Annotated in this window: 18 protein-coding genes and 2 pseudogenes; 10 read left to right on the forward strand and 10 right to left on the reverse strand. The window is 71.0% G+C overall.

Annotation, left to right across the window (positions count from 1 at the left end; translation table 11 throughout):
* Positions 1-458: 458 nt before the first annotated feature.
* The gene (locus tag ACFYSH_RS33230) at positions 459-881 is read right to left on the reverse strand and encodes a VOC family protein (protein ID WP_388757506.1); all 423 of its coding nucleotides are present in this window, start codon (positions 879-881) and stop codon (positions 459-461) included.
* Between the two features lie 157 nt (positions 882-1,038).
* Between ACFYSH_RS33230 and ACFYSH_RS33235 the strand changes: the two genes are divergently transcribed.
* Positions 1,039-2,037: a helix-turn-helix transcriptional regulator gene (locus tag ACFYSH_RS33235; RefSeq protein WP_388757509.1), complete on the forward strand. Its 999-nt coding sequence runs from the start codon at positions 1,039-1,041 to the stop codon at positions 2,035-2,037.
* A 258-nt stretch (positions 2,038-2,295) separates the two neighbouring features.
* Here the strand turns inward: ACFYSH_RS33235 and ACFYSH_RS33240 are convergent, their stop codons facing one another.
* Positions 2,296-2,874: a TetR/AcrR family transcriptional regulator gene (locus ACFYSH_RS33240; RefSeq protein WP_388757513.1), complete on the reverse strand. Its 579-nt coding sequence runs from the start codon at positions 2,872-2,874 to the stop codon at positions 2,296-2,298.
* A gap of 89 nt (positions 2,875-2,963) precedes the next feature.
* Between ACFYSH_RS33240 and ACFYSH_RS33245 the strand changes: the two genes are divergently transcribed.
* The 5 genes from ACFYSH_RS33245 to ACFYSH_RS33265 all read left to right on the forward strand — a co-directional run bounded on the left by ACFYSH_RS33245 (position 2,964) and on the right by ACFYSH_RS33265 (position 8,111).
* Positions 2,964-3,410: an anthrone oxygenase family protein gene (locus ACFYSH_RS33245; protein ID WP_388757516.1), complete on the forward strand. Its 447-nt coding sequence runs from the start codon at positions 2,964-2,966 to the stop codon at positions 3,408-3,410.
* A gap of 463 nt (positions 3,411-3,873) precedes the next feature.
* A complete protein-coding gene (locus tag ACFYSH_RS33250) occupies positions 3,874-5,586 on the forward strand; it encodes a PHP domain-containing protein (protein WP_388757519.1) in 1,713 nt (570 codons plus the stop codon).
* Positions 5,583-6,110 (forward strand): hypothetical protein, encoded by a 528-nt coding sequence (locus ACFYSH_RS33255; protein ID WP_388757523.1) that lies wholly within the window; start codon positions 5,583-5,585, stop codon positions 6,108-6,110. The genes ACFYSH_RS33250 and ACFYSH_RS33255 overlap by 4 nt, the downstream gene beginning before the upstream one ends.
* 131 nt (positions 6,111-6,241) lie before the next feature.
* The gene (locus ACFYSH_RS33260) at positions 6,242-6,979 is read left to right on the forward strand and encodes a DsbA family oxidoreductase (RefSeq protein WP_359474714.1); all 738 of its coding nucleotides are present in this window, start codon (positions 6,242-6,244) and stop codon (positions 6,977-6,979) included.
* A gap of 70 nt (positions 6,980-7,049) precedes the next feature.
* Positions 7,050-8,111, forward strand: coding sequence for an aminotransferase class V-fold PLP-dependent enzyme (locus ACFYSH_RS33265; RefSeq protein ID WP_388757526.1), 1,062 nt, complete (start codon positions 7,050-7,052; stop codon positions 8,109-8,111).
* A 39-nt stretch (positions 8,112-8,150) separates the two neighbouring features.
* On the opposite strand, the gene ACFYSH_RS33270 is transcribed toward ACFYSH_RS33265, so the two are convergent.
* Genes ACFYSH_RS33270 through ACFYSH_RS33285 form a run of 4 tightly spaced genes read right to left on the reverse strand, consistent with a single transcriptional unit; the run spans position 8,151 to position 12,321 of the window.
* Positions 8,151-9,185 (reverse strand): LacI family DNA-binding transcriptional regulator, encoded by a 1,035-nt coding sequence (locus ACFYSH_RS33270; protein WP_388757529.1) that lies wholly within the window; start codon positions 9,183-9,185, stop codon positions 8,151-8,153.
* A 42-nt stretch (positions 9,186-9,227) separates the two neighbouring features.
* A complete protein-coding gene (locus ACFYSH_RS33275) occupies positions 9,228-10,088 on the reverse strand; it encodes a carbohydrate ABC transporter permease (RefSeq protein WP_359474705.1) in 861 nt (286 codons plus the stop codon).
* Positions 10,085-11,011: a sugar ABC transporter permease gene (locus ACFYSH_RS33280; protein WP_359474702.1), complete on the reverse strand. Its 927-nt coding sequence runs from the start codon at positions 11,009-11,011 to the stop codon at positions 10,085-10,087. Before ACFYSH_RS33280 ends, ACFYSH_RS33275 begins: the two co-directional genes overlap by 4 nt.
* Positions 11,008-12,321, reverse strand: a complete 1,314-nt coding sequence (locus tag ACFYSH_RS33285; RefSeq protein ID WP_359474699.1) for an extracellular solute-binding protein — start codon at positions 12,319-12,321, stop codon at positions 11,008-11,010. The genes ACFYSH_RS33280 and ACFYSH_RS33285 overlap by 4 nt, the downstream gene beginning before the upstream one ends.
* Positions 12,322-12,508: 187 nt before the next feature.
* Here ACFYSH_RS33285 and ACFYSH_RS33290 point away from each other — a divergent pair, with 187 nt between their 5' ends.
* Together ACFYSH_RS33290 and ACFYSH_RS33295 are read left to right on the forward strand one after the other, a co-directional pair.
* On the forward strand, positions 12,509-14,554 hold the full coding sequence (locus tag ACFYSH_RS33290) for a beta-galactosidase (RefSeq protein WP_359474696.1): 2,046 nt from the start codon (positions 12,509-12,511) through the stop codon (positions 14,552-14,554).
* A gap of 43 nt (positions 14,555-14,597) precedes the next feature.
* Positions 14,598-16,157 carry an arabinogalactan endo-1,4-beta-galactosidase gene (locus ACFYSH_RS33295; RefSeq protein ID WP_359474693.1) on the forward strand — a complete coding sequence of 520 codons (1,560 nt, stop codon included), beginning with the start codon at positions 14,598-14,600 and terminating at the stop codon, positions 16,155-16,157.
* Between the two features lie 73 nt (positions 16,158-16,230).
* On the opposite strand, the gene ACFYSH_RS33300 is transcribed toward ACFYSH_RS33295, so the two are convergent.
* Complete coding sequence (locus ACFYSH_RS33300) at positions 16,231-16,722, reverse strand: MarR family transcriptional regulator (protein WP_359474690.1); 492 nt, start codon at positions 16,720-16,722, stop codon at positions 16,231-16,233.
* Between the two features lie 79 nt (positions 16,723-16,801).
* Positions 16,802-17,809: a VOC family protein gene (locus tag ACFYSH_RS33305; RefSeq protein ID WP_388757536.1), complete on the reverse strand. Its 1,008-nt coding sequence runs from the start codon at positions 17,807-17,809 to the stop codon at positions 16,802-16,804.
* Positions 17,810-18,302: 493 nt separating this feature from the next.
* On the opposite strand from ACFYSH_RS33305, the pseudogene ACFYSH_RS33310 reads away from it, so the two are divergent.
* Positions 18,303-18,662, forward strand: a pseudogene (locus tag ACFYSH_RS33310) (MFS transporter); the annotation flags it as partial.
* A 70-nt stretch (positions 18,663-18,732) separates the two neighbouring features.
* Entirely contained in the window at positions 18,733-18,963 is a 231-nt protein-coding gene (locus ACFYSH_RS33315; RefSeq protein ID WP_359474684.1) for a superinfection immunity protein, read from the forward strand.
* A gap of 501 nt (positions 18,964-19,464) precedes the next feature.
* Here ACFYSH_RS33315 and ACFYSH_RS33320 read toward each other — a convergent pair.
* Positions 19,465-19,854 carry a peptidase inhibitor family I36 protein gene (locus tag ACFYSH_RS33320; protein WP_359474681.1) on the reverse strand — a complete coding sequence of 130 codons (390 nt, stop codon included), beginning with the start codon at positions 19,852-19,854 and terminating at the stop codon, positions 19,465-19,467.
* Positions 19,855-20,233: 379 nt separating this feature from the next.
* Positions 20,234-20,371 (reverse strand): annotated as a pseudogene (locus ACFYSH_RS33325) (ectoine hydroxylase); the annotation flags it as partial.

Here is a 20,371-nt window from a genome sequence, read left to right on the forward strand (position 1 = left end):
AACCCGCACCACCCACGTCACACCCACAGGTACCGGAGTGGCCGGAGACCTGGGCCCCGCCGCCATGGCGGGGTCGAAGCCCCGTGGAGCCGACCGTAAGACCCGCACCACCCGTCCCGGCCGCAAGGCCGGGGCGGGGCGGGCAGGTGGCACAATCCCCGGCCCCAGAGCCGGGACAGAAACGGGAGACCGTCAACAGGACACCAGAACGCAACTCGTACTCTGGTGACACCGTTACGGACCATTCCGGCAGAAACGCCGGAATTGCTGAGACCTACTGATGGTCAAAGCAACGGGCGGTGACACGTCCGTCGACCAGGACCATGCGGGCGCCTGCGACGGACAGACCCAGGTAGGGGTGCCGATGATCCGACTGCGACCCGCTGCTGTACGTGTTCGGTGCCCGCACCGTCGAGGCACCCGTAGGGCCGCGGCGGTGCGGGCACATCTCGGCCGGTTCAGCCGTTGTACGGGGCGGTGACGTCCAGGACCCAGGTGATGCCGAAGCGGTCGGTGAGCATGCCGTACAGCGGTGCCCACTGCGCGGGCTCCAGCGGGCGCACGACGGCCGAGCCCTCGGCGAGCCTGCCCCACAGGGCGCTGATCTCCTCGGTGTCGTCACCGCGAACGGAGACGAAGAACGGGTTCTCGCCCTGACTCCAGGGCAGGTGCGAGGGCACGTCGTAGGCCATGACGTGGAAGCCGTTGTCGCCGGCCACCTCGCCCCACATCACCCAGTCCGCCTCGTTCTCCTGCTGCACGGCGCCCGCCTCCTTGTAGGTGACCGCGACGGTGCGTCCGCCGAAGACGGACCGGTAGAAGCCCAGCGCCTCACGCGCGTTGCCCCGGAAGTTCAGGTGGGTGGTGGTCGTGACGGACACGATCTGCTCCTTGCCTCGATGTGACATCCACGCCGCCGGGCGTCCAGACCCGGTGGCGGCTGCCGTGCCCAGGAACGACGCCCCGGGACGGCTTGTACGCCACCATGTCGGCGATGGAGGACAGGGTGTGTCCTGTACTGCGGAGACAATGGATCCCATGCACAAGACGTCCTCCCGGCTGCTCGCTCTGCTCTCCCTGCTCCAGACGCGCCGTGACTGGTCCGGCGAGGGGCTTGCCGAGCGTCTCGACGTCACCTCGCGCACCGTGCGCCGTGACATCGACCGTCTGCGCGAACTCGGCTACCTGATCACGAGCGCCAAAGGACCGGCCGGCGGCTACCGCCTGGATGCCGGCACCCACATGCCGCCCATGCTGTTCGACGACGACCAGGCCGTAGCCCTGGCCGTCGCGCTGCAGACCGCGGTCACCGGCACCACCGCCGCCGAGGACGCCACTCGCGCCCTGGCCACCCTCCGCCAGGTCATGCCGCCCCGCCTGCGCCACCGCGTCGATCTGCTGCGCATCACCGATGTGCAACCGCCCGAGGCCCGCGAGACCCCTCGGATCGACACCCGGGTCCTGATGGAACTGAGCCGCGTCATCCACGCCCGTGAGGAACTGCGCTTCGACTACACCACGGCCCCCGCCGCCTCGGCCGGTGGGCCCCGCCGAGTGCAACCCCACCACCTGGTCACCTGGCGCAGTCGCTGGTATCTGGTCGCCTGGGACCTCGACCGCGAGGACTGGCGCACCTTCCGTCTCGACCGCGTCCGGCCCCGCACACCCACCGGCCCCCGCTTCGCGCCCCGCGAACTCCCCGGCGGCAACCTCTCCGCCTTCGTCACCAGCCGATTCCGCGGCAACGAGGGAACCGTCACCGACTGGCCCTGCCGAGGTGAGGTCATCCTCCAGCTCCCGGCCGCCGACGTCGCACCCTTCGCCCGGGACGGGATCGTCGAGGAACTCGGCCCTCACCGCTGCCGACTCAGCCTCGGCTCCTGGTCATGGGCCGGGCTCGCCGCCGCCATCGGCCGCTTCGACACCGACATCGACATCATCGGCCCACCCCGGCTGGCCACGGCGTTCGCCGACCTCGCCGCCCGCTACGCCCGCGCCGCACGCACCACAGGACCGGAGACCGGCCCGACGTCGTGAGAGCGGAACTCGCCGCGCCGCTCAGGCCCTCCGGACGTCCCGGGCCGGCCCGATCGCTCCGGCCGCGCCGCGCCGAGCTGCTCGTCCGCGGCGTCCCGCACGGTGACGAGGAGGAGCCGCCGCGCTTCGGCCGCTCCGGACGGACCGGCCGACGCACGGCGCCCGGGGTGCGTGTCGGGTCGTGATCGATGGGCATCGCAGCTTGCGGGGCGGGTGCCCGGGGCCGAGGGCCCGTCCGCGTACCCGCCGGATGGTGTGTCAGATCACGGCGAGCCGGTCCACCAGCAGCTCCACCCTCGGCGCGGTGTCTTCCGGCGGCAGCCGTCCCGCTCGGGTCAAGGTGGCCAGCCCGTGCAGGGCCGCCCAGAACACCTCGGTGAACAGTCCCGGGTGGACGCCGTCCCCGGCGACCTCGCCGAGGCTTTCCAGCAGGGCGGCGAAGGCGTCCTTCAGAGGCTCCGGAGTGTCCACGTCCGCGAAGGCCAGGCCGCCGTCGAGCTGGAACATGGCGTCGTAGACCGCCGGGTTGCGTGCGGCGAAGTCGAGGTAGGCGCGGGCGAGGGCGGTGACCCGGGTGCGAGGTCCGTCCGCGGTGGAGGTCGCGGCCCGCAGCGCCGAGGCCATCTCGGCGGCGCCGTCGAGGGCGACGGCGCCGATGATCTCGCGCTTGCCCCGGAAGTGGCTGTAGAGGACGGGCTGGCTGTACTCGATGCGCTCGGCGAGCCGGCGGGTGGTGACCGCGTCCCAGCCCTGCTGCTCGGCGAGTTCGCGGGCTGTCGCCACGATGAGGCGCTCGCGCTCCGCCCGTTCGCGCTGCTTGCGTTCCTGTACCGACATGGCTCGATCCTAGCACCGCTAGACAAGTGAGCGGTGGCAGAGCTAGCGTTGCCTCATCATCTAGCAGCACTAGATATCAGGAGGTCGTCATGCTCGACGCACTCGAGGTGGTCACCGTGGTGGGCGTCGGCGTGATGGTGGGGGTGGAGTTCTCCGTCGCCTTCGTCATCAATCCGATCCTCAACGCGCTCCCCGAGGACAGTGGCCAGCTCGGCCGCGCCCACGGGGGCCGGATGCTCGGCGCGGTGATGCCGGTCTGGTACATCGCCTCACTCGTCCTCGTCGCGGTACGGGCCATCGCCGGATGGCACCACCGCGGCGCCGGCCTCGTCGTCACCGCCGGCGCGCTGCTGATCCTCAGCGTGATCATGTCGATCCTGCTGCTCGTCCCGATCAACAACCGGGGCAAGACGTGGACCCCCGACAGCCGGCCCGCCGACTGGAAGCAGCAGATGAACCGCTGGGACCGCCTCCACCAGGTCCGCGTAGCCGTCATCGTCGCCGCCTTCACCCTGCTGGTCGCCGCCCTCGTCTGACCTGAGGGCCGGCGGCGCGCACGCAGCCGGAACAACCCGCGAGCGAGCGATGCTCTGACCGGCCAGGTCAAGTCCCGCAAGCCGCACGGTAGTTCGCTGCACGCCCCTGGGGCGTGTTTCGAAAGTCCCGCCTGCCTGGCGACGCCTGGCACGCACGCTCGCCGCGTTGTCGGGATCACCCCGGTACATCCAGTATCGCGGCGACCCTCCGCCTCGCGATCGCACGCACCAGACGCCGCCAGGCCCGCCCTTCGGGCGAACGGCGCTACTTTCGAAACAGCCCTAGCACGCCCGCGAAGCCGGGCGGCGCCCTTCGGTGACTGGCCGTACCGGGTACGTCCGCCGCCCATCCGGAAGTCGTTCAAGGTTCATCTTCTGCATCGAGTCTCCTCATGCGGCCCACGCATCACATGCGGAGCCGGCAGCACCAGCCGCAGCGGCGGCATCAGCCACGAGGAGCGTCATGGGACACGGGCACGGCCATCACCACCATCACGACCATGGTCACGACCACGACCACCAGCACGAGACGGTGCCCCTGCCCGCGGCGTTCGACACCTCGATCCCGGACGAGGCGCTGAACCCCGAGCAGCAGTCCCGCCGCACCCTGCTGCGCCGGGCAGGTCTGCTCGGCGCCGGCATGGCCGCGGGCAGCGTGCTGGCCGGTGCGGCGGCCGCCCCCGCGTACGCCGCCGACTCCCGCTCCGGTCGCCGCCGCGGCAAGGGTTTCCTGTGGCTGGCCGGTGACCACCACATCCACACCCAGTACAGCAGCGACGGCAAGTACCGCGTCGTCGACCAGGTCCGCCAGGGTGCGCGGCACGGCATGGACTGGCTGGTCATCACCGACCACGGCAGCGGCACGCACGCCAAGATCGGCGTGGAGAAGGTCAACCCCGACATCCGGGCGGCCCGTTCCGCCTACGAGGACACCCTCGTCTTCCAGGGGCTGGAGTGGAACATCCCGGCCGCCGAGCACGGCACCGTCTTCGTGCACCCGGGCAGGAACGAGGTCTCGGTCCTCAAGCAGTTCGAGACGGGCTACGACGGTTCCGTCAAGGGCGCCAGCGGCTCGACGCCCGCCAACGAGGCGCTGGCCATCGCCGGCCTGACCTTCCTGTCCGAGCAGGTCAAGCGGCGCAAGGTCAAGGACGCCCTGATGCTCGCCAACCACCCGGCGCGCAAGGGCATCGACTCCCCGCACGAACTCCGTGCCTGGCGGGACGCCACCCCCGCCGGCCACCGCATCGCGGTCGGCTTCGAGGGTGCTCCCGGCCACCAGGCGGGCGGCCTGCCCAAGCCGCTCGGCCCGGGGGGTGCCCGCGGCATCTACAACAACAGCCCCGGCAGCGCCTCCTTCCCCGGCTACCCGCTGGAGAGCTACCGCACCTGGGGCGGCTTCGACTGGATGACCTCCACCGTCGGCGGCCTCTGGGACAGCCTGCTCGCCGAGGGCAAGCCGTGGTGGATCACCGCCAACTCCGACTCGCACCAGGTCTACGGTGACACCGGCGTGCGCGGTGGGGGCAGCTTCGACACCAACGGCCGCTACGACGACCCGGTCTACGGCGGCCAGATCGACATCACGGAGAACGACTACTGGCCCGGCTACTACAGCCGCACCCACGTCGGCGCCGACGGCTTCTCCTACGCCGCCGTCATGGACGGTATCCGCGCCGGCCGCGTCTGGGTCGACCACGGCCAGCTGCTCAGCGGCCTCGACGTCCGGGTGTCCGGCGGCAGCCGCTGGGCGACCCTGGGCGGCGCCCTCCAGGTGAAGAAGGGCACCCGCGTCACCCTCACCGTGGACGTGTCAGCGGCCGGCGGCCCCAACTGGGCGGGATTCCAGCCGACTCTTGCCCGCGTCGACGTCATCCAGGGCGATGTCACCGGTGAGGTCGAGGACAAGGACACCTTCACCGCCCCGAGCGCCAGGGTCGTGAAGTCGTACGAGGTGAACAAGTCCACCGGCACCGTCCGCCTCACCTACGACCTGGGCCGCGTCGACCGGCCGGTCTACCTCCGGCTGCGCGGCACCGACGGCAACCGCTCCGCCGTCGGCGCGATGGGAGCCTCCGTCGACCCGGCGGGCCCGGCCATCGACGTCGTCGGTGACGCCGACCCGTGGCGCGACCTGTGGTTCTACTCCAACCCGGTCTGGGTCCTGCCGTCGTGAACCCGCCGCCGTACGCCCTTGGCATCGACACCTCCGTGACCGACCTGCACGAGGCCGACGCACTGCTCCGGGACCTCGCTGCCGGACTCGGCCTCCCTGCGGACGCGTACGGCTGCACCCACCTGGTGCGGGACGACGACGGGGGCCGGCCGCGCGTGGCCCTGTCCCTGGCCGCCGGGTCCGAGGCCGTCATCGACGACGCCCGGACCCGGCTCACGGCTCAGGGACACCGGGTGACGGACGGAGTCTGGGACCGGGTCGGCCGGGCGGTGCTGTATCCCGGCGCGGCCGCCCTGACGGGCACCCTCACGGTCGCCGAGCTGGTGAGCCGCTCGGCGATCGAGCGGGTCCAGGTCCTCGGCACGGCGGACCGGCCGGACCCCGCGACCCGCGTGGTCACGCGGGAGTTCGTCCGTCCGCAGTGGAGGGAGGGTGAACTGGTCCTCGCTGCCATGCCGGCGGTGGGAGGCACCCTCGTCCCGTTCGAGGTGCCCGACCCCACTCCGTGCTGCGCGGACCACTGAGGGGTCTCCATGGACGGGAGCCGCGCCCCGGGCGGCTCCCGTCCGGGAATCAGCCGCCCCCTCCGCACGTTGAAGGGGCGGCGGAGGAGCCCTCCGCCGCCCGTACAGCAGAGCTGGAGAGTAGAAGAGTCATGCGCGTCGAGATATGGAGTGACATCGCCTGCCCGTGGTGCTATGTCGGAAAGGCCCGCTTCGAGAAGGGTCTGGCCGGGTTCGCCCACCGTGACCAGGTCGAGGTGGTCCACCGCTCCTTCGAGCTCGACCCGAGCCGCGCCAAGGGCGACACCGAGCAGGTCATCGACATGCTGGCGCAGAAGTACGGCCGCACCCCCGAGGAGGCCCGGGGCATGGAGGCCAACGTCGCGGCGAACGCGCAGGCCGAGGGGCTCGGCTATCGCACCGAGGGGCGCGACCACGGCAACACGTTCGACATCCACCGGCTGCTCCACCTCGCCAAGGCCCGCGGACGCCAGGACGAGCTGCTGACCCTCGTCTACCGCGCGAACTTCGCCGAGGAGCGCTCGGTCTTCGACGACGCGGTGCTGGCCGGCCTGGCCGTCGAGGCGGGACTCGACGCCGAGGAGGCCCGCGGGGTGCTGGCCGACCCCGGGGCGTACGCCGACGACGTGCGGGCCGATGAGCGCGAGGCGGCCGAACTGGGTGCCTCCGCCGTGCCGTTCTTCGTGTTCGACCGGCGTTACGGCATCTCCGGCGGGCAGCCCTCGGAGGTCTTCGTCCAGGCCCTGGAGCAGGCGTGGAAGGACCGGGAGGTGCCCGGTCTCACCCGGGTCGGCGGGGACGCGGCGGCCTGCGACGCGGACGGGGCCTGCGACGTGCCCCGGGTCGAGGCGTCCGACCAGCGCATATAAGCGAACCTTGGGCGCGCCGCTGAAACATGCGTGATTGACGTGGGATTGAGCGGCCGTCAGGCTGTTGCGTATGGAGATCTCTGCGATCGATCAGGCCAGGGCCACCGAATTCGCCTCCGGAACGACCTATCTCAACACCTCCGCCAGCGGACTGCTGCCCCGTCGCGCGCTCGAGGCCGTCAGGACGCTGGCCGAGGAGTGCGCCGCGGGCGTCCGGGGAGGTCCGGGCAGCTTCGACGCGGTCGACGCCGCCCGCGCCGGCTTCGCCCGGATCGCCGGGGTCGCGCCCGCACGGGTGGCGGTCGGCGGTTCCGTCGCCGCCCATGTGGGCCTCGTCGCGGCCTCCCTCCCGCCGGGCGCCGAAGTCCTCGCGCCGACCGGGGAGTTCAGTTCCGTCGTCAGCCCCTTCGCGGTGCGCGGTGATCTGAGGATGCGCTACGTCCCGCTGACCGAACTGGCCGACGCCGTACGGCCCGGGACCGCGCTCGTCGCGTTCTCCGCCGCCCAGTCGGCCGACGGCCGGGTCGCCGATCTCGACGCGGTCCGTACGGCCGCGGCCGCACACGGCGCCCGCACGATGCTCGACGCCAGCCAGTCGGCCGGATGGCTGCCGTTGGACGCCGGAGCGTACGACTACACGGTCACGGGTGGGTACAAGTTCCTGATGGGCCCCCGAGGGACATCGTTCCTGACCGTGACCGAGGAGGCGCAGGAGACCCTGCCGTCGCTCTACGCGGGCTGGGTCGCGGCCGAGGACCGCTGGAACAGTACGTACGGGCCGGTCGAGAAGCTCGCTCCCGACGCCCGGCGGTTCGACGAACCGGTCGCCTTCCTCGCCTATCACGGGGCCGAGAAGGCACTGGACCTGCTGGCCGAGGTGGGGGTGGACGCCGTGTACGCCCATGCCACCGGGCTCGCCGCCCGCTTCCGCGAGGGCCTGGCATCGGCCGGGCACGAGGCGGTGCCCGGCACCTCGGCGATCGTCGCCGTACCCGGCCTGGGCGGCAGGGAGCCCGATCTGGCCGCGGCCGGGGTGCTGGTCTCGGCCCGGGCGGGGAATCTGCGGGCCGCCTTCCACCTGTACAACACCGCGGCCGAAGTCGACCGCGCCCTGGACGTCCTGTCCGGCTGAGCTCGGGCAGGGGCGCCGGGACCGGCGAGGGGCTGACCCCTAGGTGGACTCCCGGCGCACCAGCTCGGTGGGGAGGATGACCGCGGCCGGGTCCTCCCCGCCGATCTGAGCCAGCAGGACCCGCACCATCTCGGCGCTGATCCGGTCCCATGGCTGGCGGACCGTCGTCAGCTGCGGACGGCCGGCGAGCGCCGCGGGCGAGTCGTCGAATCCCGCGACGGCGATGTCCTGCGGCACCCGCCGGCCCGCCCGTTCCAGGGTGCTCAGCACCCCCTGCGCCATCAGGTCCGACGCGACGAACACCGCGTCCAGGTCGGGCGCCCGCTCCAGCAGCAGCGCGGCCGCCGCCTCACCGCCGGCCCGGCTGTAGTCGCCCGGCACGATCAGGGTCTCGTCGACCGGCAGCCCGCACTCGGCGAGCGTCTCGCGGTAGCCCGCGAGCCGGTCCACCCCGCCCGGGGTGTCCAGGGGTCCGGTGACCGTCGCGATCCGCCGGCGCCCCGACTCGTGGAGGAAGCGCACCATGTCCCGGGCGCCGTTGCGGTCGTCCGCCGCCACATAGCTGACCCGCGACCCCTGCCCGAGCGGCTTCCCGCAGACCACCAGCGGCACGCCGGCCTCGTGCAGCTGGGAGGCGACCGGGTCGCCGGAGTGGTTGGAGACCAGCAGTACCCCGTCCACGTGTCCGGCGATGTAGCGCATGTTGCGGCGGCGCTCCGCCTCCGTACCCGCGATCATCAGCAGCAGCGGGATGTCGTGCGCGGCGAGCGCGGTGGTGCAGCCGCGCAGCAGCACATTGAAGTTCGGGTCCTCGAAGAAGCGTTCCTGGGGCTCGGTCAGCAGGAACGCCACCGAGTCGGAGCGCCCGGTGATCAGGGACCGGGCATGCCGGTTCACGGTGTAACCGGTCCGTCGGATGGCGGACTGAACCGCTTCGAGGGCGGCCGGGCTGACGTTGTGACCGCCGTTGAGCACCCGGGAGACCGTGCCCCGGGAGACCCCGGCCTCCCGGGCGACGTCGTGGATCGTCGGCGGCCTGCGGCGTCCCGCGCCGTTCTGTTCTGTGCGGCTCATGGTGCTCGATCTTTCATGAAGAAGTGCCCTGTTGAGGAGCTGTCAGGACTTTACGGCGCCGGAGAGCAGGTCGAGGCTCCAGAACCGCTGGATCACGAGGAACAGGGCGATCAGCGGAATGATCGCCAGCAGCGCGCCGGTGATGACCAGCGTGTAGAGCGCCGGGGTGTTGGCTCCCTGCTGGAGCAGCGTGTAGAGCCCCAGGGTCACCGGGAACTTCTCGTCGTCGCCGAGCATGATGTAGGGCAGCAGGAAGTTGTTCCACACCGCCACGAACTGGAACAGGAACACCGTCACCAGACCCGGCAGCATCATCGGCAGCGCGATGGTCCGGAAGATCCGCCACTCACCGCCGCCGTCCATCCGCCCGGCCTCGATCACATCGGCCGGCACGGCGGCCGCCGCGTAGATCCGGGCGAGGTAGACCCCGTACGGGGAGAGGATCAGCGGCAGCAGCACCGACAGGTAGGAGTCGGTCATGTCCACCTCGGCCAGCAGCAGGTACTGCGGTACGGCCAGGATCACCGGAGGCATCAGCACCCCGGCGAGCAGGATGTTGAAGACGGTCTCCTTGCCCCGGAAGCGGTACACGGCCAGCGCGTACCCCGAGACCGCGGACACCGCGGTGGAGAGCAGGGCGCCCGCCCCGGCGTAGAAGGCCGAGTTGGCCATCCACTTCCAGTACACGCCGTCCCGGTACGCCGTCAGGTCGGCGACGTTGTCGGTGAAGCCGGAGCCGGGCAGGAAGGTGAAGGTGGAGAACAGCTCGCTGCCGGACTTCGTCGAGGCGACCAGGACCCAGACGACGGGCAGCAGGCAGTACACCGCGCCGAGCAGCAGCGCGGCGGTCGGGACGAGCGGGAGGCGCCGGCGGCCGGGGGCGGCGAGGGACTGGGTGGTCATCGGGAGTCTCCCCGCTTCGTACGGGAGTTGGCCGCCCTGAGGAAGCCGAAGGACAGGGCGAGGGTGGCGAGGGCGATGATGACCGCCTGCGCGGCCGCCGCGTGGATGTCGTTGTTGACGAAGGCGTCCTGGTAGACCTTCATCAGCGGGCTCCAGGTGGTGGAGAGCGAGTTGGTCAGCGGCTTGAGCGTCGTGGGCTCGCTGAACACCTGGAGCGTCGCGATGATCGAGAAGAAGAAGGTCAGGATCAGGGACGGCGCCACCATCGGGATCTTGATCCGCAGCGCGATCTGCAGCTGCGAGCAGCCGTCGAGGCGCGCGGCCTCGAAGATCTCGGCGGGGATGGCCCGCAGCGAGGTGTAGATGACGATCATGTTGAAGCCCGTGCCTCCCCACACCGCGATGTTGGCCAGCGAGAGGTACAGCGGCCCGCCGTCCAGGAGATCGGGCTGCGGCAGCCCCACCGCGTCGAGCACGTACAGGAAGGGGCTGACGTCCGGCAGGTACAGGAAACCCCACATCAGCGCGGCGATGACACCCGGGATCGCGTACGGCAGGAAGATCGCCAGCCTGCTGAAGCCGCGCAGCCGGAGCCCGTCGGTGTCCAGCAGCAGGGCGAAGAGCAGGGCGAGGCCGAGCATCACCGGGACGACGATCGCGCCGTAACCGAGGATGCGCAGGGCTCCGTGCAGCAGCTCCGAGTCGGAGAGCGCGTCGGTGTAGTTGGACAGACCCGCCCAGATCTCCTCCCGGGCGCCCTTGCCGAGGCCGAGTCCCTTGACCTCGGTCCTGCGGAAGCTGAGGTGGACGGCGTAGCCGATGGGCAGGGCGAAGAAGAGCAGGAACAGGACGGTCGCGGGGACCAGGAAGACGTACGGGGCGCTCTTGACCCCGTACGCCTTCCTGCGGGGTGTACGAGTCACTCCGAGACTCCGAAGCCCTGCTTCTTCAGGTCCGCGACGGTGGCGTCCTGCATGGCGGTCAGGGCGGGGCCGAAGTCCGCCCTGTTCTTGGCCGCCTCGGCGAAGTTGTCCTTGAAGGCGCTGTACGCGACGTTGACGTTCGGGCCCCAGGCGGCCGGGGCGGTGCCCTGGGCGATCTTCGCGGCCTCGGTGTAGAAGTCGGGCTGGCCGGAGAAGTAGTCCGGTGCCTTCGAGAGCGCGCCGCCGGTCTGCGCGGCCGTCGCGGCGGGGTAGATCCCGCCCTCCTTCACGAGCGCGGCGAGCGCCGTCGGATCCGTGTTCAGCCACTTCGCGAAGGTCGCTGCGGCCTTCTTGTTGCTGGAGTCGTTGGTGACGGCGGTGGAGGAGCCGCCCCAGCTGCCGGTGACGCTCTCACCGGCGGTCCACTGGGGGAGCGGGGCCATCGCCCACTTGCCCTTCGTCTCGGGCGCGGCGGTGGTCAGGGTGCCGGGCGCCCAGACGGCGCTGACCCAGGCGACCTGCTTGCCGGTGTTGAGCGCCTTGTTCCAGGCCGGGGTGTACATCGGCTGGTTGTCGATGGCGCCCTCCTTGACGAGACCGCCCCAGAAGTCGGCGACCTTCCGCGTGGCCGGGTCGTCGATCGCGACCTTCCACGTGTCGCCGCCGGTGGTCCACCACTTCGCGCCCGCCTGCTGGGCGAGGCCCGCGAAGAGGCCCGAGTCGTTGGAGGAGAAGGTGGTGAGGTCCTTGTCCGGCGCCTTCTTCTTCAGCTCGCGGGCCGTCTCGGCGAACTCGTCCCAGGTGGTGGGCACGGTCAGGCCGTACTGCTGGAAGAGGTCCTGGCGGTAGTAGAACATCAGCGGGCCCGAGTCCTGAGGCAACGCGTACAGGGCGTCCGAGCCCAGTGTCGCCTGCTGCCAGATCCCGTCGGCGAACTGGCTCTTCGTGTCGCCGGCCTCCTCGGATATGTCGGCGAGGACGTCGTTGGAGACGAGGGTGGGGAGTGCTTGGTACTCGGCCTGGACCAGGTCAGGAGCCTTGCCGGCCTTCGCCGCCGTGATGATCTTGGTGACCAGGTCGTCGCCCGAGGCCTGCTTCTTCACCGTGACGGTGATGCCGGCTTCCTTGCCCGGGCCCTTGTTCCAGATGTCCGCGACCTTGTCCAGGCCGGGCGCCCACGCCCAGTAGGTCAGCGAGGCGGGCCCGGAGGCGGCCGGCTCGTCGCCGCCGTCGTCCGAGCCGCACCCCGAGAGCAGGGCAGTGGCGGCGAGAGCGGCGGCGGTGGACACCGCGACGGTGCGGTATTTCATGTTTCTCCCCTGACGAGATGAGCCGGCGCATCGGCGGTGAGGCCGACATGGCGCTGTGAGCGTTCACAGTAGAGAAACGAAACCGACACTTGTCAATGGTTGTTGCTGTGCGGTTATGTTGGCTCCGCGCCGCCGAGAGTGTGTGTGCACGTTCCCAGAAGTTGTCCCGCAGAGCGAGGAGCTGTCCATGCCGCACTCAGAATCCGCTGCCTACCCGGTGGGCCTGCACAAGCTGGCCTTCGGCGGCGACTACAACCCCGAGCAGTGGCCCGAAGAGGTCTGGCACGAGGACGTACGCCTGATGCGGGAAGCCGGCGTGACCATGGTCAGCGTCGGGATCTTCTCGTGGGCGCTGCTGGAACCCGAGCCGGGCACCTACGACTTCGGCTGGCTCGACCGCCTCCTGGACCTGCTGCACGTCAACGGGATCCGCGCCGACCTCGGGACCCCCACCGTCGTCCCGCCCGCCTGGTTCTACCGCGCCCACCCCGAAGCACTCCCGGTCAGCCGCGACGGTGTCCGCTACGCCTTCGGATCGCGCGGCGCCATCTGTCACAGCTCCGCCCCGTACCGGGCGGCAGCGGCGAACATCACCGAGCAGCTCGCCCGCCGCTACGCGAGCCACCCGGCCCTCGCGATGTGGCACGTCCACAACGAGTACGGCGTCCCGGTCAGCGCCTGCTACTGCGACGGCTGCGGCGCCCACTTCCGCCGCTGGCTCGAGGCCCGGCACGGCTCGGCCGACGCGGTCAACGAGGCGTGGGGCACCGCCTTCTGGGGCCAGCGCTACCGCAGCCTCGACGACATCGACCCGCCCCGCACCGCCCCGACGGTCGGCAACCCCGCCCAGCAGCTGGACTACGCCCGCTTCGCCGACGCCACCATGCGCGAGAACTTCACCGCCGAACGCGACATCCTGCACAGGCTCGCCCCCGGCATCCCCGTCACCACCAACTTCATGACCGCCCTCAGCCAGTGCGAATCCGTCGACTACTGGGCCTGGGGCCGCGAGGTCGACCTCGTCACCAACGACCACTACCTGATCACCGACGGCCGTCGCACCCACGTCAACCTCGCCATGGCCGCCGACCTCACCCGCTCGGTCGCGGGCGGCGCCCCCTGGCTGCTGCTGGAACACTCCACCAGCGGAGTCAACTGGCAGCCCCGCAACCCCGCCAAGCGCCCCGGCGAGATGGCCCGCAACAGCCTCGCCCACGTCGCCCGCGGCTCCGAGGGCGCGATGTTCTTCCAATGGAGGCAGTCCCGGCGCGGCGCCGAGAAGTTCCACTCCGCGATGGTCCCGCACGCCGGCACCGACTCGCGGATCTGGCGCGAGGTGAGCGCCCTCGGAGCCGGACTCGGCCTGCTGGAAGGCATCCGGGGCACCCGGACCGTCGCCGACGTGGCGATGCTCTGGGACTGGCAGTCCTGGTGGGCCCAGGGCCTGGAGTGGCGCCCGAGCGAGGAGCACGACGCCCGCGAGCGCGCCGACACCTTCTACGCCTCGCTCTACGACCGACACCTCACCGTCGACTTCGCCCACCCCGACGCCGACCTGTCCGCATACCCCCTGGTCGTCGTCCCCGCCCTCTACCTCGCCACCGAGGAGAGCGGCCGCAACCTGCGCCGGTACGTCGAGAACGGCGGCACCCTCGTCGTCTCGTACTTCTCCGGGATCGTCGACGCCGACGACGCGGTGCACCCCGGGGCCTACCCCGGCGTGTTCCGCGACGTACTCGGTCTGACGGTCGAGGAGTTCTCCCCGCTCGGCGCGGGCGACACCGTCCGACTGACCACCCCCGAGGGCGCTCCCGAAGGCACGGACCTGACCGGTGACCTCTGGTCGGACGTCGTGATCCCGCGCGGCGCCGAGACCGTCTGGTCGTACGCCGACGGCGTCCCGGCCGGCCGGCCCGCCGTCACCCGCAACCAGTTCGGCGAGGGCACCGCCTGGTACATCTCCACCCGGCTCTCGGGACCCGACCTGGACGCCGTCCTGGACCGCGCCGCCGCCGACGCCCGCATCGAACCGCGCACCAGCCTGCCGTACGACGTCGAGGTCGTACGTCGCACCGGCGACACCGGCACCTACCTCTTCGTGATCAACCACAGCGACAGCGACGCCACCGTGGCACCGGACGCCCCCGGCACCGAACTCCTCACCGGCGAGCCCGCCGTGGACAAGCTCGCCGTACCGGCGGGCGAGGTCCGCGTCGTACGCCTCGACGGCTGAGGCGCCCAGCCCACCCCGCACAACGGTCGAAGGGACATCGACGATGTACGGAACGACGCACACCCGCGCGAAGGCGGCCGGGGCGGTGGCCGCACTCTCCGGCCTCGTGTTCGCCGCGCTCCCCGCAACGGCCGCGCACGCGGCCACCACCCCCGTCAACACCGGCTTCGAGTCGGGCACGACCGGCTGGTCGACGTACTCCGCCGGCGGGCAGAACACCGCCTCCTACACCGAGGCGGGCGGCCACGGCGGCAGCACCCGGCTCAGTCACTGGTCGGCCTCGGCGTACAAGGTCGAGACCTACCAGTACCTGAACGGCCTCGCCGACGGCACGTACACCCTCAGCGCCTGGGTCCGCTCCGGCGGAGGACAGAACTCCGCCTACATCGCCCTGCGCAACTGCGGGTCCGCCGAGCAGCGCACCGACCTGCCGCCGACCGCGGACGGCGCCTGGATCCGGCTCGTCACCTCCGTCGAGGTGTCCGGCGGCGGCTGCACCATCAGCCTCAACTCCGACGCGCACGCGGGGGAGTGGGCCAACTTCGACGACATCACCTTCACGCCGGGGAGCACCGGCCTGAGCGTCAGGGGCGGTGACCTCTCCACCCTCCCGAAGAACGAGGCGCACGGCGCGACGTACAGGAACGCGAGGGGCACGGCCGGGGACGCCATGAGCATCCTCAAGAGCTCCGGGATGAACTACGTACGCCTCAAGGTGTGGGTGAACCCCGTCGACGGCTACAACGACAAGGCCCACGTCCTCGCCATGGCCAAGCGCGCCAAGGCCCTCGGGATGAAGACCCTCATCGACTTCCACTACTCCGACGCCTGGGCCGACCCCGGCAAACAGATCAAGCCTGCCGCCTGGGCCGGTCACGGCTACGGACAGCTGAAGAAGGACGTCTACGACCACACCTACGACGTGCTGAACGCCCTGAAGGCCCAGGGCACCACGGCCGACATGGTGCAGATCGGCAACGAGACCAACGCCGGGATGCTCTGGCCGGAGGGCTCCACCGACAACTGGTCCCAGCTGGGCGGCCTCCTCACCTCCGGAGCGAACGCCGCCAAGACGGTCTCCTCCGGTACGAAGGTGGCGCTGCACCTCGCGGAGGGCGGCGACAACGAGGGAACCCGCTGGTGGTTCGACAACGCCGTGGCGCAGAAGGTGCCCTTCGACGTCATCGCCCTCTCCTACTACGGCTACTGGCACGGCTCGCTGTCCGAGCTCCAGACCAACCTCGACGACGCCGCCTCCCGCTACGGCAAGCCGGTGCTGGTCGCCGAGACCGCCTACGCCCATACGCTCGCCGACGACGACGGCCTCCAGAACAACGTCGCCACCGCGAGCCAGTTGGTCAGCGGCTACCCGGCCACCCCGGCCGGTCAGGCGGCGAACCTCCGGGACGTCATGAACGTCGTCGAGGCCGTCCCGAACGGCCGGGGGCTGGGCGCCGTGTACTGGGAGCCCGCCTGGACCGCCGCGAAGGGCAGCGGCTGGGACCCGGCCGACCCGGCCTCGGGCAACGCGTGGGAGAACCAGGCGGTGTTCGACTACGACGGCACGCTGCTGCCCGCGGCGAGGTGGTTCTCCCACAGGTAGGCCGTCCCGCCGGCCCGGACCGCCCCGCGGCGGGCCCGGGCCGGCGGCGAACCGCTGTCGGTGGAGCCGGCGTTCAGACCGTGCGCGAGCCCTCCACGTTGGCCACCATCGTCCGGAGCACCTTGAGCGCGGCCACGTACTCCGCGTCGCTGACCCCCCGGTGGACCTCGGCGCGGAGTCCGGTCACCAGCCCACGCAGACGCGCCCGGGCGGCCTCCCTGTCGTCGGTGAGGTGCAGCCGCCGGCCCTTCTCGCCGAGCCAGCCGCGGTGGAGCAACTGGTCGACGGTCCTGGAGATGTCCTGCGGCCCGTCGGCGAGGGGAGCGAGCTGGGCGACGACCTCCTCACGCGTGGGCTCGGCGGACCCACCGTGCACCCGGTTCAGCACCCAGTACTGCGGCTGCGTGACGTCGATCCTGGCCAGGGCGTCCCGCAGATGGCGGGTGACGGCCGAATGGGTCAGGCCGCTCCAGTACCCGACGGGCTGTGTGGCCAGCATGTCGTCGGTGGCCGCCGGGTCTGCCGGCGCCTGATCGGTGAGGGCGGTCCTGGTCGTCTGTTCCATGGCAGGGACGCTACCGGCACATCCCGCCCGGACGTCCCCGGGCGGGATATCCGGCCGCGATGTGGCAGGTTCCCGCAGCTCACCGGTCCAGCGGCGCGCCGTGCCACTTCCACGAGGTGACACGGGCGCGGCCCGGTAGATCGGCGCGGCCCGTGGACCACAGCAGGACGGCCCACCGGTCGTCGTCGTCCGGCGCGTAGGGGAAGAGACGGGCCAGCACCCGGTCGCAGAGGTCCTGCGGCGGGGCCCAGGGGAGCGACAGCCCGGCGGCGACGTCGTGGGTGTGCACCAGGGTCTCCACGACGCCCATCCCGGCGAAGCCCTCCGGATCGGAGACGCCGTGCGAGTGGTAGGAACGCAGGTCGGGAGAGGCCGTACGCACCATCGCGGTCAGGAGGGCGCCACTGGCCTCCAAGGTCGTGAGCAGCCCGGCGGTTCCCGCCGCCGGGTCCGCGAAGATCGCGTTCCACGGGCCGCCTTCGCGCTCCGGGGCCCACCGGTAGGGGACCTCGCCCTCCGACGAGGGCTTGCCGAGCTGGACGGCGTACGCGAAGAGGTCGTCGCTCAGGTGCTCCACGGTCTCCCAGCAGTTCCACGTCAACGACCCGGCCGGGACGCGCCAGTCGTCCGCCGGGGACTGCGCGAGGGCATCGACCGCGAGCCGCACCGCCAGCGTCACGTCATCGGCGGTGACCGGCAGCCGGGTCCCGCTCAGCGCCGCGCGCTCCGCCGCACCGCACTCCACGCAGAACTCGTTGCCCTCCGGATCCGCCAGGGTCGCCCAGCCCCGCCCGTTCGGCTTGCGGTGGTCGGCGACCAGCGTGGCGCCGAGGGCGAGCAGCCGCTCGACCTCCTCGTCACGGGTGCGGTCCTCGGGTCGGACGTCCAGATGGACGCGGTTCTTGGCGCGCTTGGGTTCGGGCACGGTGACGAAGAGCAGCGCCGCCCCCGGTGCCTCCACGAGCGCCTCGGGATCGCCGGGGAAGTCGTCGTCGGCCAGGGGCGAGCCGAGTACCTCGGCCCAGAAGAGGGCCAGTTCGTAGGCATCGGCGGAGTCGATGGTGATGTGCTGTACGAGCGAAGTCATGGGCGCCACTGTCGCCGCTGAGCCCCGCCGAGGTCCAGCGAGTTGCATGCGGGGGCGCTCCGGCGACCCGGTGCAGCGGACAGCCCTCAGGGCTCCTGCGCCCGCACCAGCGCGTCGCCGGCGGCCGAGCGGTCGTAGAGCACGGACCTCCCCGCCCGGCGGCGGCCGACCACGTCGTCGCCGCAACCAGTCGGGCGCCACGGTCTCCCGCCACACCCACTCCAGCAGATCGGCGAGGCGCTTCGGCAGACCGGGGCCCAGCAGAGGACTTGGCAGAGGCCCCCGATGAGCGGTCCCCAGATCGGTGCGAGCGGTGCCGGCCGGTGTCTCACGGATCCGTTCGAGCTCGTCGTAGAACTCCTCCCCGCCCGGGGTCTCACCCCCGTGGGACGGCACCGGCGTCAGGAAGTCGGCGATCCACCGGTGTCTGCCCAGCGCGACGGGTACCAGCCAAGCCGTGACCGGATCGGCGGCCAGCCGCTCCCGGTAGGCGATCTTCTTCCTGCACCCCGGGCTGCCGATGGCGCTCGCCGCCGTGACCCTGGCCTCGGTCGGCTTCTCCGCCAACCTGCTGTTCCAGGAACGCCTGATGACCCTGGTCCCGGGCGAGCTGACGGGGCACGCCCTCGGGCTGCACCACTCAGGGATGTTCACCATGCAGGGCCTCGCCGCGGCGGTCGCGGGCGGCATCGCGCACGTCACCTCACCCGCGACCGCCATGACCGTGATGGCCGTCGCCTCCGCCGCGGTCACCCTCGCCCTCACCCCCGCTCTCCGGCGCATGGGGCCGGTGACCGGAGCCGACGCCGACCGCGAGCCCACCGGCACGGACAAGGGAAAAGCAGGCGTCTGACCCCAAGTGGCCTGCCTGCGCGCGGGGTTCGCGCGTATGCGCGTACGGAAACGATCTGTAAGGTGGCCCGATGATCTCGACCCTCAGTCCCGTGGAACTGCTCATCCTGGTGCCGGCGGCTCTCCTCCTCCTCTGCGTGCCGTCGTTCATCGCCTACCGCAGAGGAGTGGAGCGCCTGGGCCTCGTCGTCGTGGTCAGCCTCATCGGCGCCGTGACGGGCCTGTTCTGGTTCGTGGCCCTGATCATGGCGGTGTCGATGCGTACCCGTGGTTCCGCCCGTACGCTCCGGCCGAGCGCCTGACCGGAGGCGCAAGGCATGCGCCTGCTGGGAACTACAGGGGGAGGCTCACCGCCCCGCCGAGTCCGAGCACGACAGCGACGTACAGGCTCACGGATACCGCCTGGATCAGAAAGGCGAGAACCGTGTGCACGACGCGCCCTCCCCCCGAGGGCGAGGGCCAGATGCACACGGGCCGCGTGGCTCACCCGGGGCCTGGAGACATCCCGTGCGGCGCCCGAATCCGCATTCTCGATCGCCCGGCTCAGCTTCCTGCGGCTTCTCTCGGTCCTGACTCCCAGACGTACGCCATGGGTGTCTCGCACAACCGCATCGTGTCTTCGAGCCTCCGAACACGGTGACATGAGTGCGGTCAGGGACCTGCACCTCGATCAGACAGATCGGCAGGTGCCCGGGCGCCGTGCAGCGGTGGCGTACCGTTCTCGCCGGCCTTGGGGGCGCGGCCACATCCCGCCATCGTCCGCTTGAAGCGGAAGCGGATGGCGGGATCGGTCAACCGTCGGCTCAGCCCCCGCAGCCGAAGCCGTAATGGACCTCGACGCTGGTCACCGAGTTGTCGTAGACGAAAAGAAGTTCCTGTGTCTTGCCCGGCTCGATGATCCAGTTCTCGCCGCGGAAGTTCTCATCGGTCCACACGCACACGTGCTTGTCGGTGCGGTTCCACAGCGAGCCGGCCCGATCGTTCCACGCCGGACCGATGTTGCGGTGGTCCACCGCATCGAGCTGCAGGACGCTCCCGGTGAGGCTGTGGCCGTCGAAGAGGCAGACCTTACCTGCCGAGCAGCCCACTACCCCGTCCTTGGGGTCAGCGGCCGATGCGGATCCCGGAGCCGCCAGCACGGTGGTGGCGGCGAGGAGTGCTCCTAATGCCGCGGTTCTGACTGTCAGTTTCATGAATGTCCCTTCCCGTTGTTGCCCGTGGAAGCGCGGTCATGGCCCCCGCGTTCCTCTGTCTTCCTTGAGGGCATTCGGGCGTAGGGCGGTTCCCACGCACATGTGGTTCACGAAGATGATGCTGATCACAGTCGGAACAGGCCGCAGCAGGGCGGCCCCGAGCGCAGCCAGGGGTGCTCTCCGCCTTCCTGATCAACTCCTGATCGACTCCTGGACAGCCGTGAGTGCCGAGGCGGCCGCCGAGGAGTAGCGGTTGTTCCCGGCCAGGTCCATGCGCTGCCCCGGGCACCGGAGGGCCGGCTCCCTCCGAGCCGACAGCCGGGACGCGGGTGGGGCGGGACGCGTGATGCGTCCCGCCCCTTCCGACCGACGTACGTGACTACTTCACCGGGGTGAAGTCGCGTGCTCCGATGAAGTCGGGGCGGCGGATCGGGGCCGCGAAGGGCTCCTGGGCCGTGTTCTCCACGCTGTTGAAGACGATGAAGACGTTGCTGCGCGCGTACGGGGTGATGTTGTC

This window comes from Streptomyces sp. NPDC005791, from assembly GCF_042871485.1.
GTDB lineage: Bacteria > Actinomycetota > Actinomycetes > Streptomycetales > Streptomycetaceae > Streptomyces.

Excerpts from the sequence above, each read along its gene's own strand:
- ACFYSH_RS33240 (WP_388757513.1), bottom strand. The coding sequence starts at position 2,874 with ATGTCGGTACAGGAACGCAAGCAGCGCGAACGGGCGGAGCGCGAGCGC.
- ACFYSH_RS33290 (WP_359474696.1), top strand. The coding sequence starts at position 12,509 with ATGCCGCACTCAGAATCCGCTGCCTACCCGGTGGGCCTGCACAAGCTG.
- ACFYSH_RS33300 (WP_359474690.1), bottom strand. The coding sequence starts at position 16,722 with ATGGAACAGACGACCAGGACCGCCCTCACCGATCAGGCGCCGGCAGAC.
- ACFYSH_RS33275 (WP_359474705.1), bottom strand. The coding sequence starts at position 10,088 with ATGACCACCCAGTCCCTCGCCGCCCCCGGCCGCCGGCGCCTCCCGCTC.
- ACFYSH_RS33245 (WP_388757516.1), top strand. The coding sequence starts at position 2,964 with ATGCTCGACGCACTCGAGGTGGTCACCGTGGTGGGCGTCGGCGTGATG.
- ACFYSH_RS33260 (WP_359474714.1), top strand. The coding sequence starts at position 6,242 with ATGCGCGTCGAGATATGGAGTGACATCGCCTGCCCGTGGTGCTATGTC.
- ACFYSH_RS33265 (WP_388757526.1), top strand. The coding sequence starts at position 7,050 with ATGGAGATCTCTGCGATCGATCAGGCCAGGGCCACCGAATTCGCCTCC.
- ACFYSH_RS33285 (WP_359474699.1), bottom strand. The coding sequence starts at position 12,321 with ATGAAATACCGCACCGTCGCGGTGTCCACCGCCGCCGCTCTCGCCGCC.
- ACFYSH_RS33235 (WP_388757509.1), top strand. The coding sequence starts at position 1,039 with ATGCACAAGACGTCCTCCCGGCTGCTCGCTCTGCTCTCCCTGCTCCAG.
- ACFYSH_RS33295 (WP_359474693.1), top strand. The coding sequence starts at position 14,598 with ATGTACGGAACGACGCACACCCGCGCGAAGGCGGCCGGGGCGGTGGCC.
- ACFYSH_RS33305 (WP_388757536.1), bottom strand. The coding sequence starts at position 17,809 with ATGACTTCGCTCGTACAGCACATCACCATCGACTCCGCCGATGCCTAC.
- ACFYSH_RS33270 (WP_388757529.1), bottom strand. The coding sequence starts at position 9,185 with ATGAGCCGCACAGAACAGAACGGCGCGGGACGCCGCAGGCCGCCGACG.
- ACFYSH_RS33250 (WP_388757519.1), top strand. The coding sequence starts at position 3,874 with ATGGGACACGGGCACGGCCATCACCACCATCACGACCATGGTCACGAC.
- ACFYSH_RS33315 (WP_359474684.1), top strand. The coding sequence starts at position 18,733 with ATGATCTCGACCCTCAGTCCCGTGGAACTGCTCATCCTGGTGCCGGCG.
- ACFYSH_RS33320 (WP_359474681.1), bottom strand. The coding sequence starts at position 19,854 with ATGAAACTGACAGTCAGAACCGCGGCATTAGGAGCACTCCTCGCCGCC.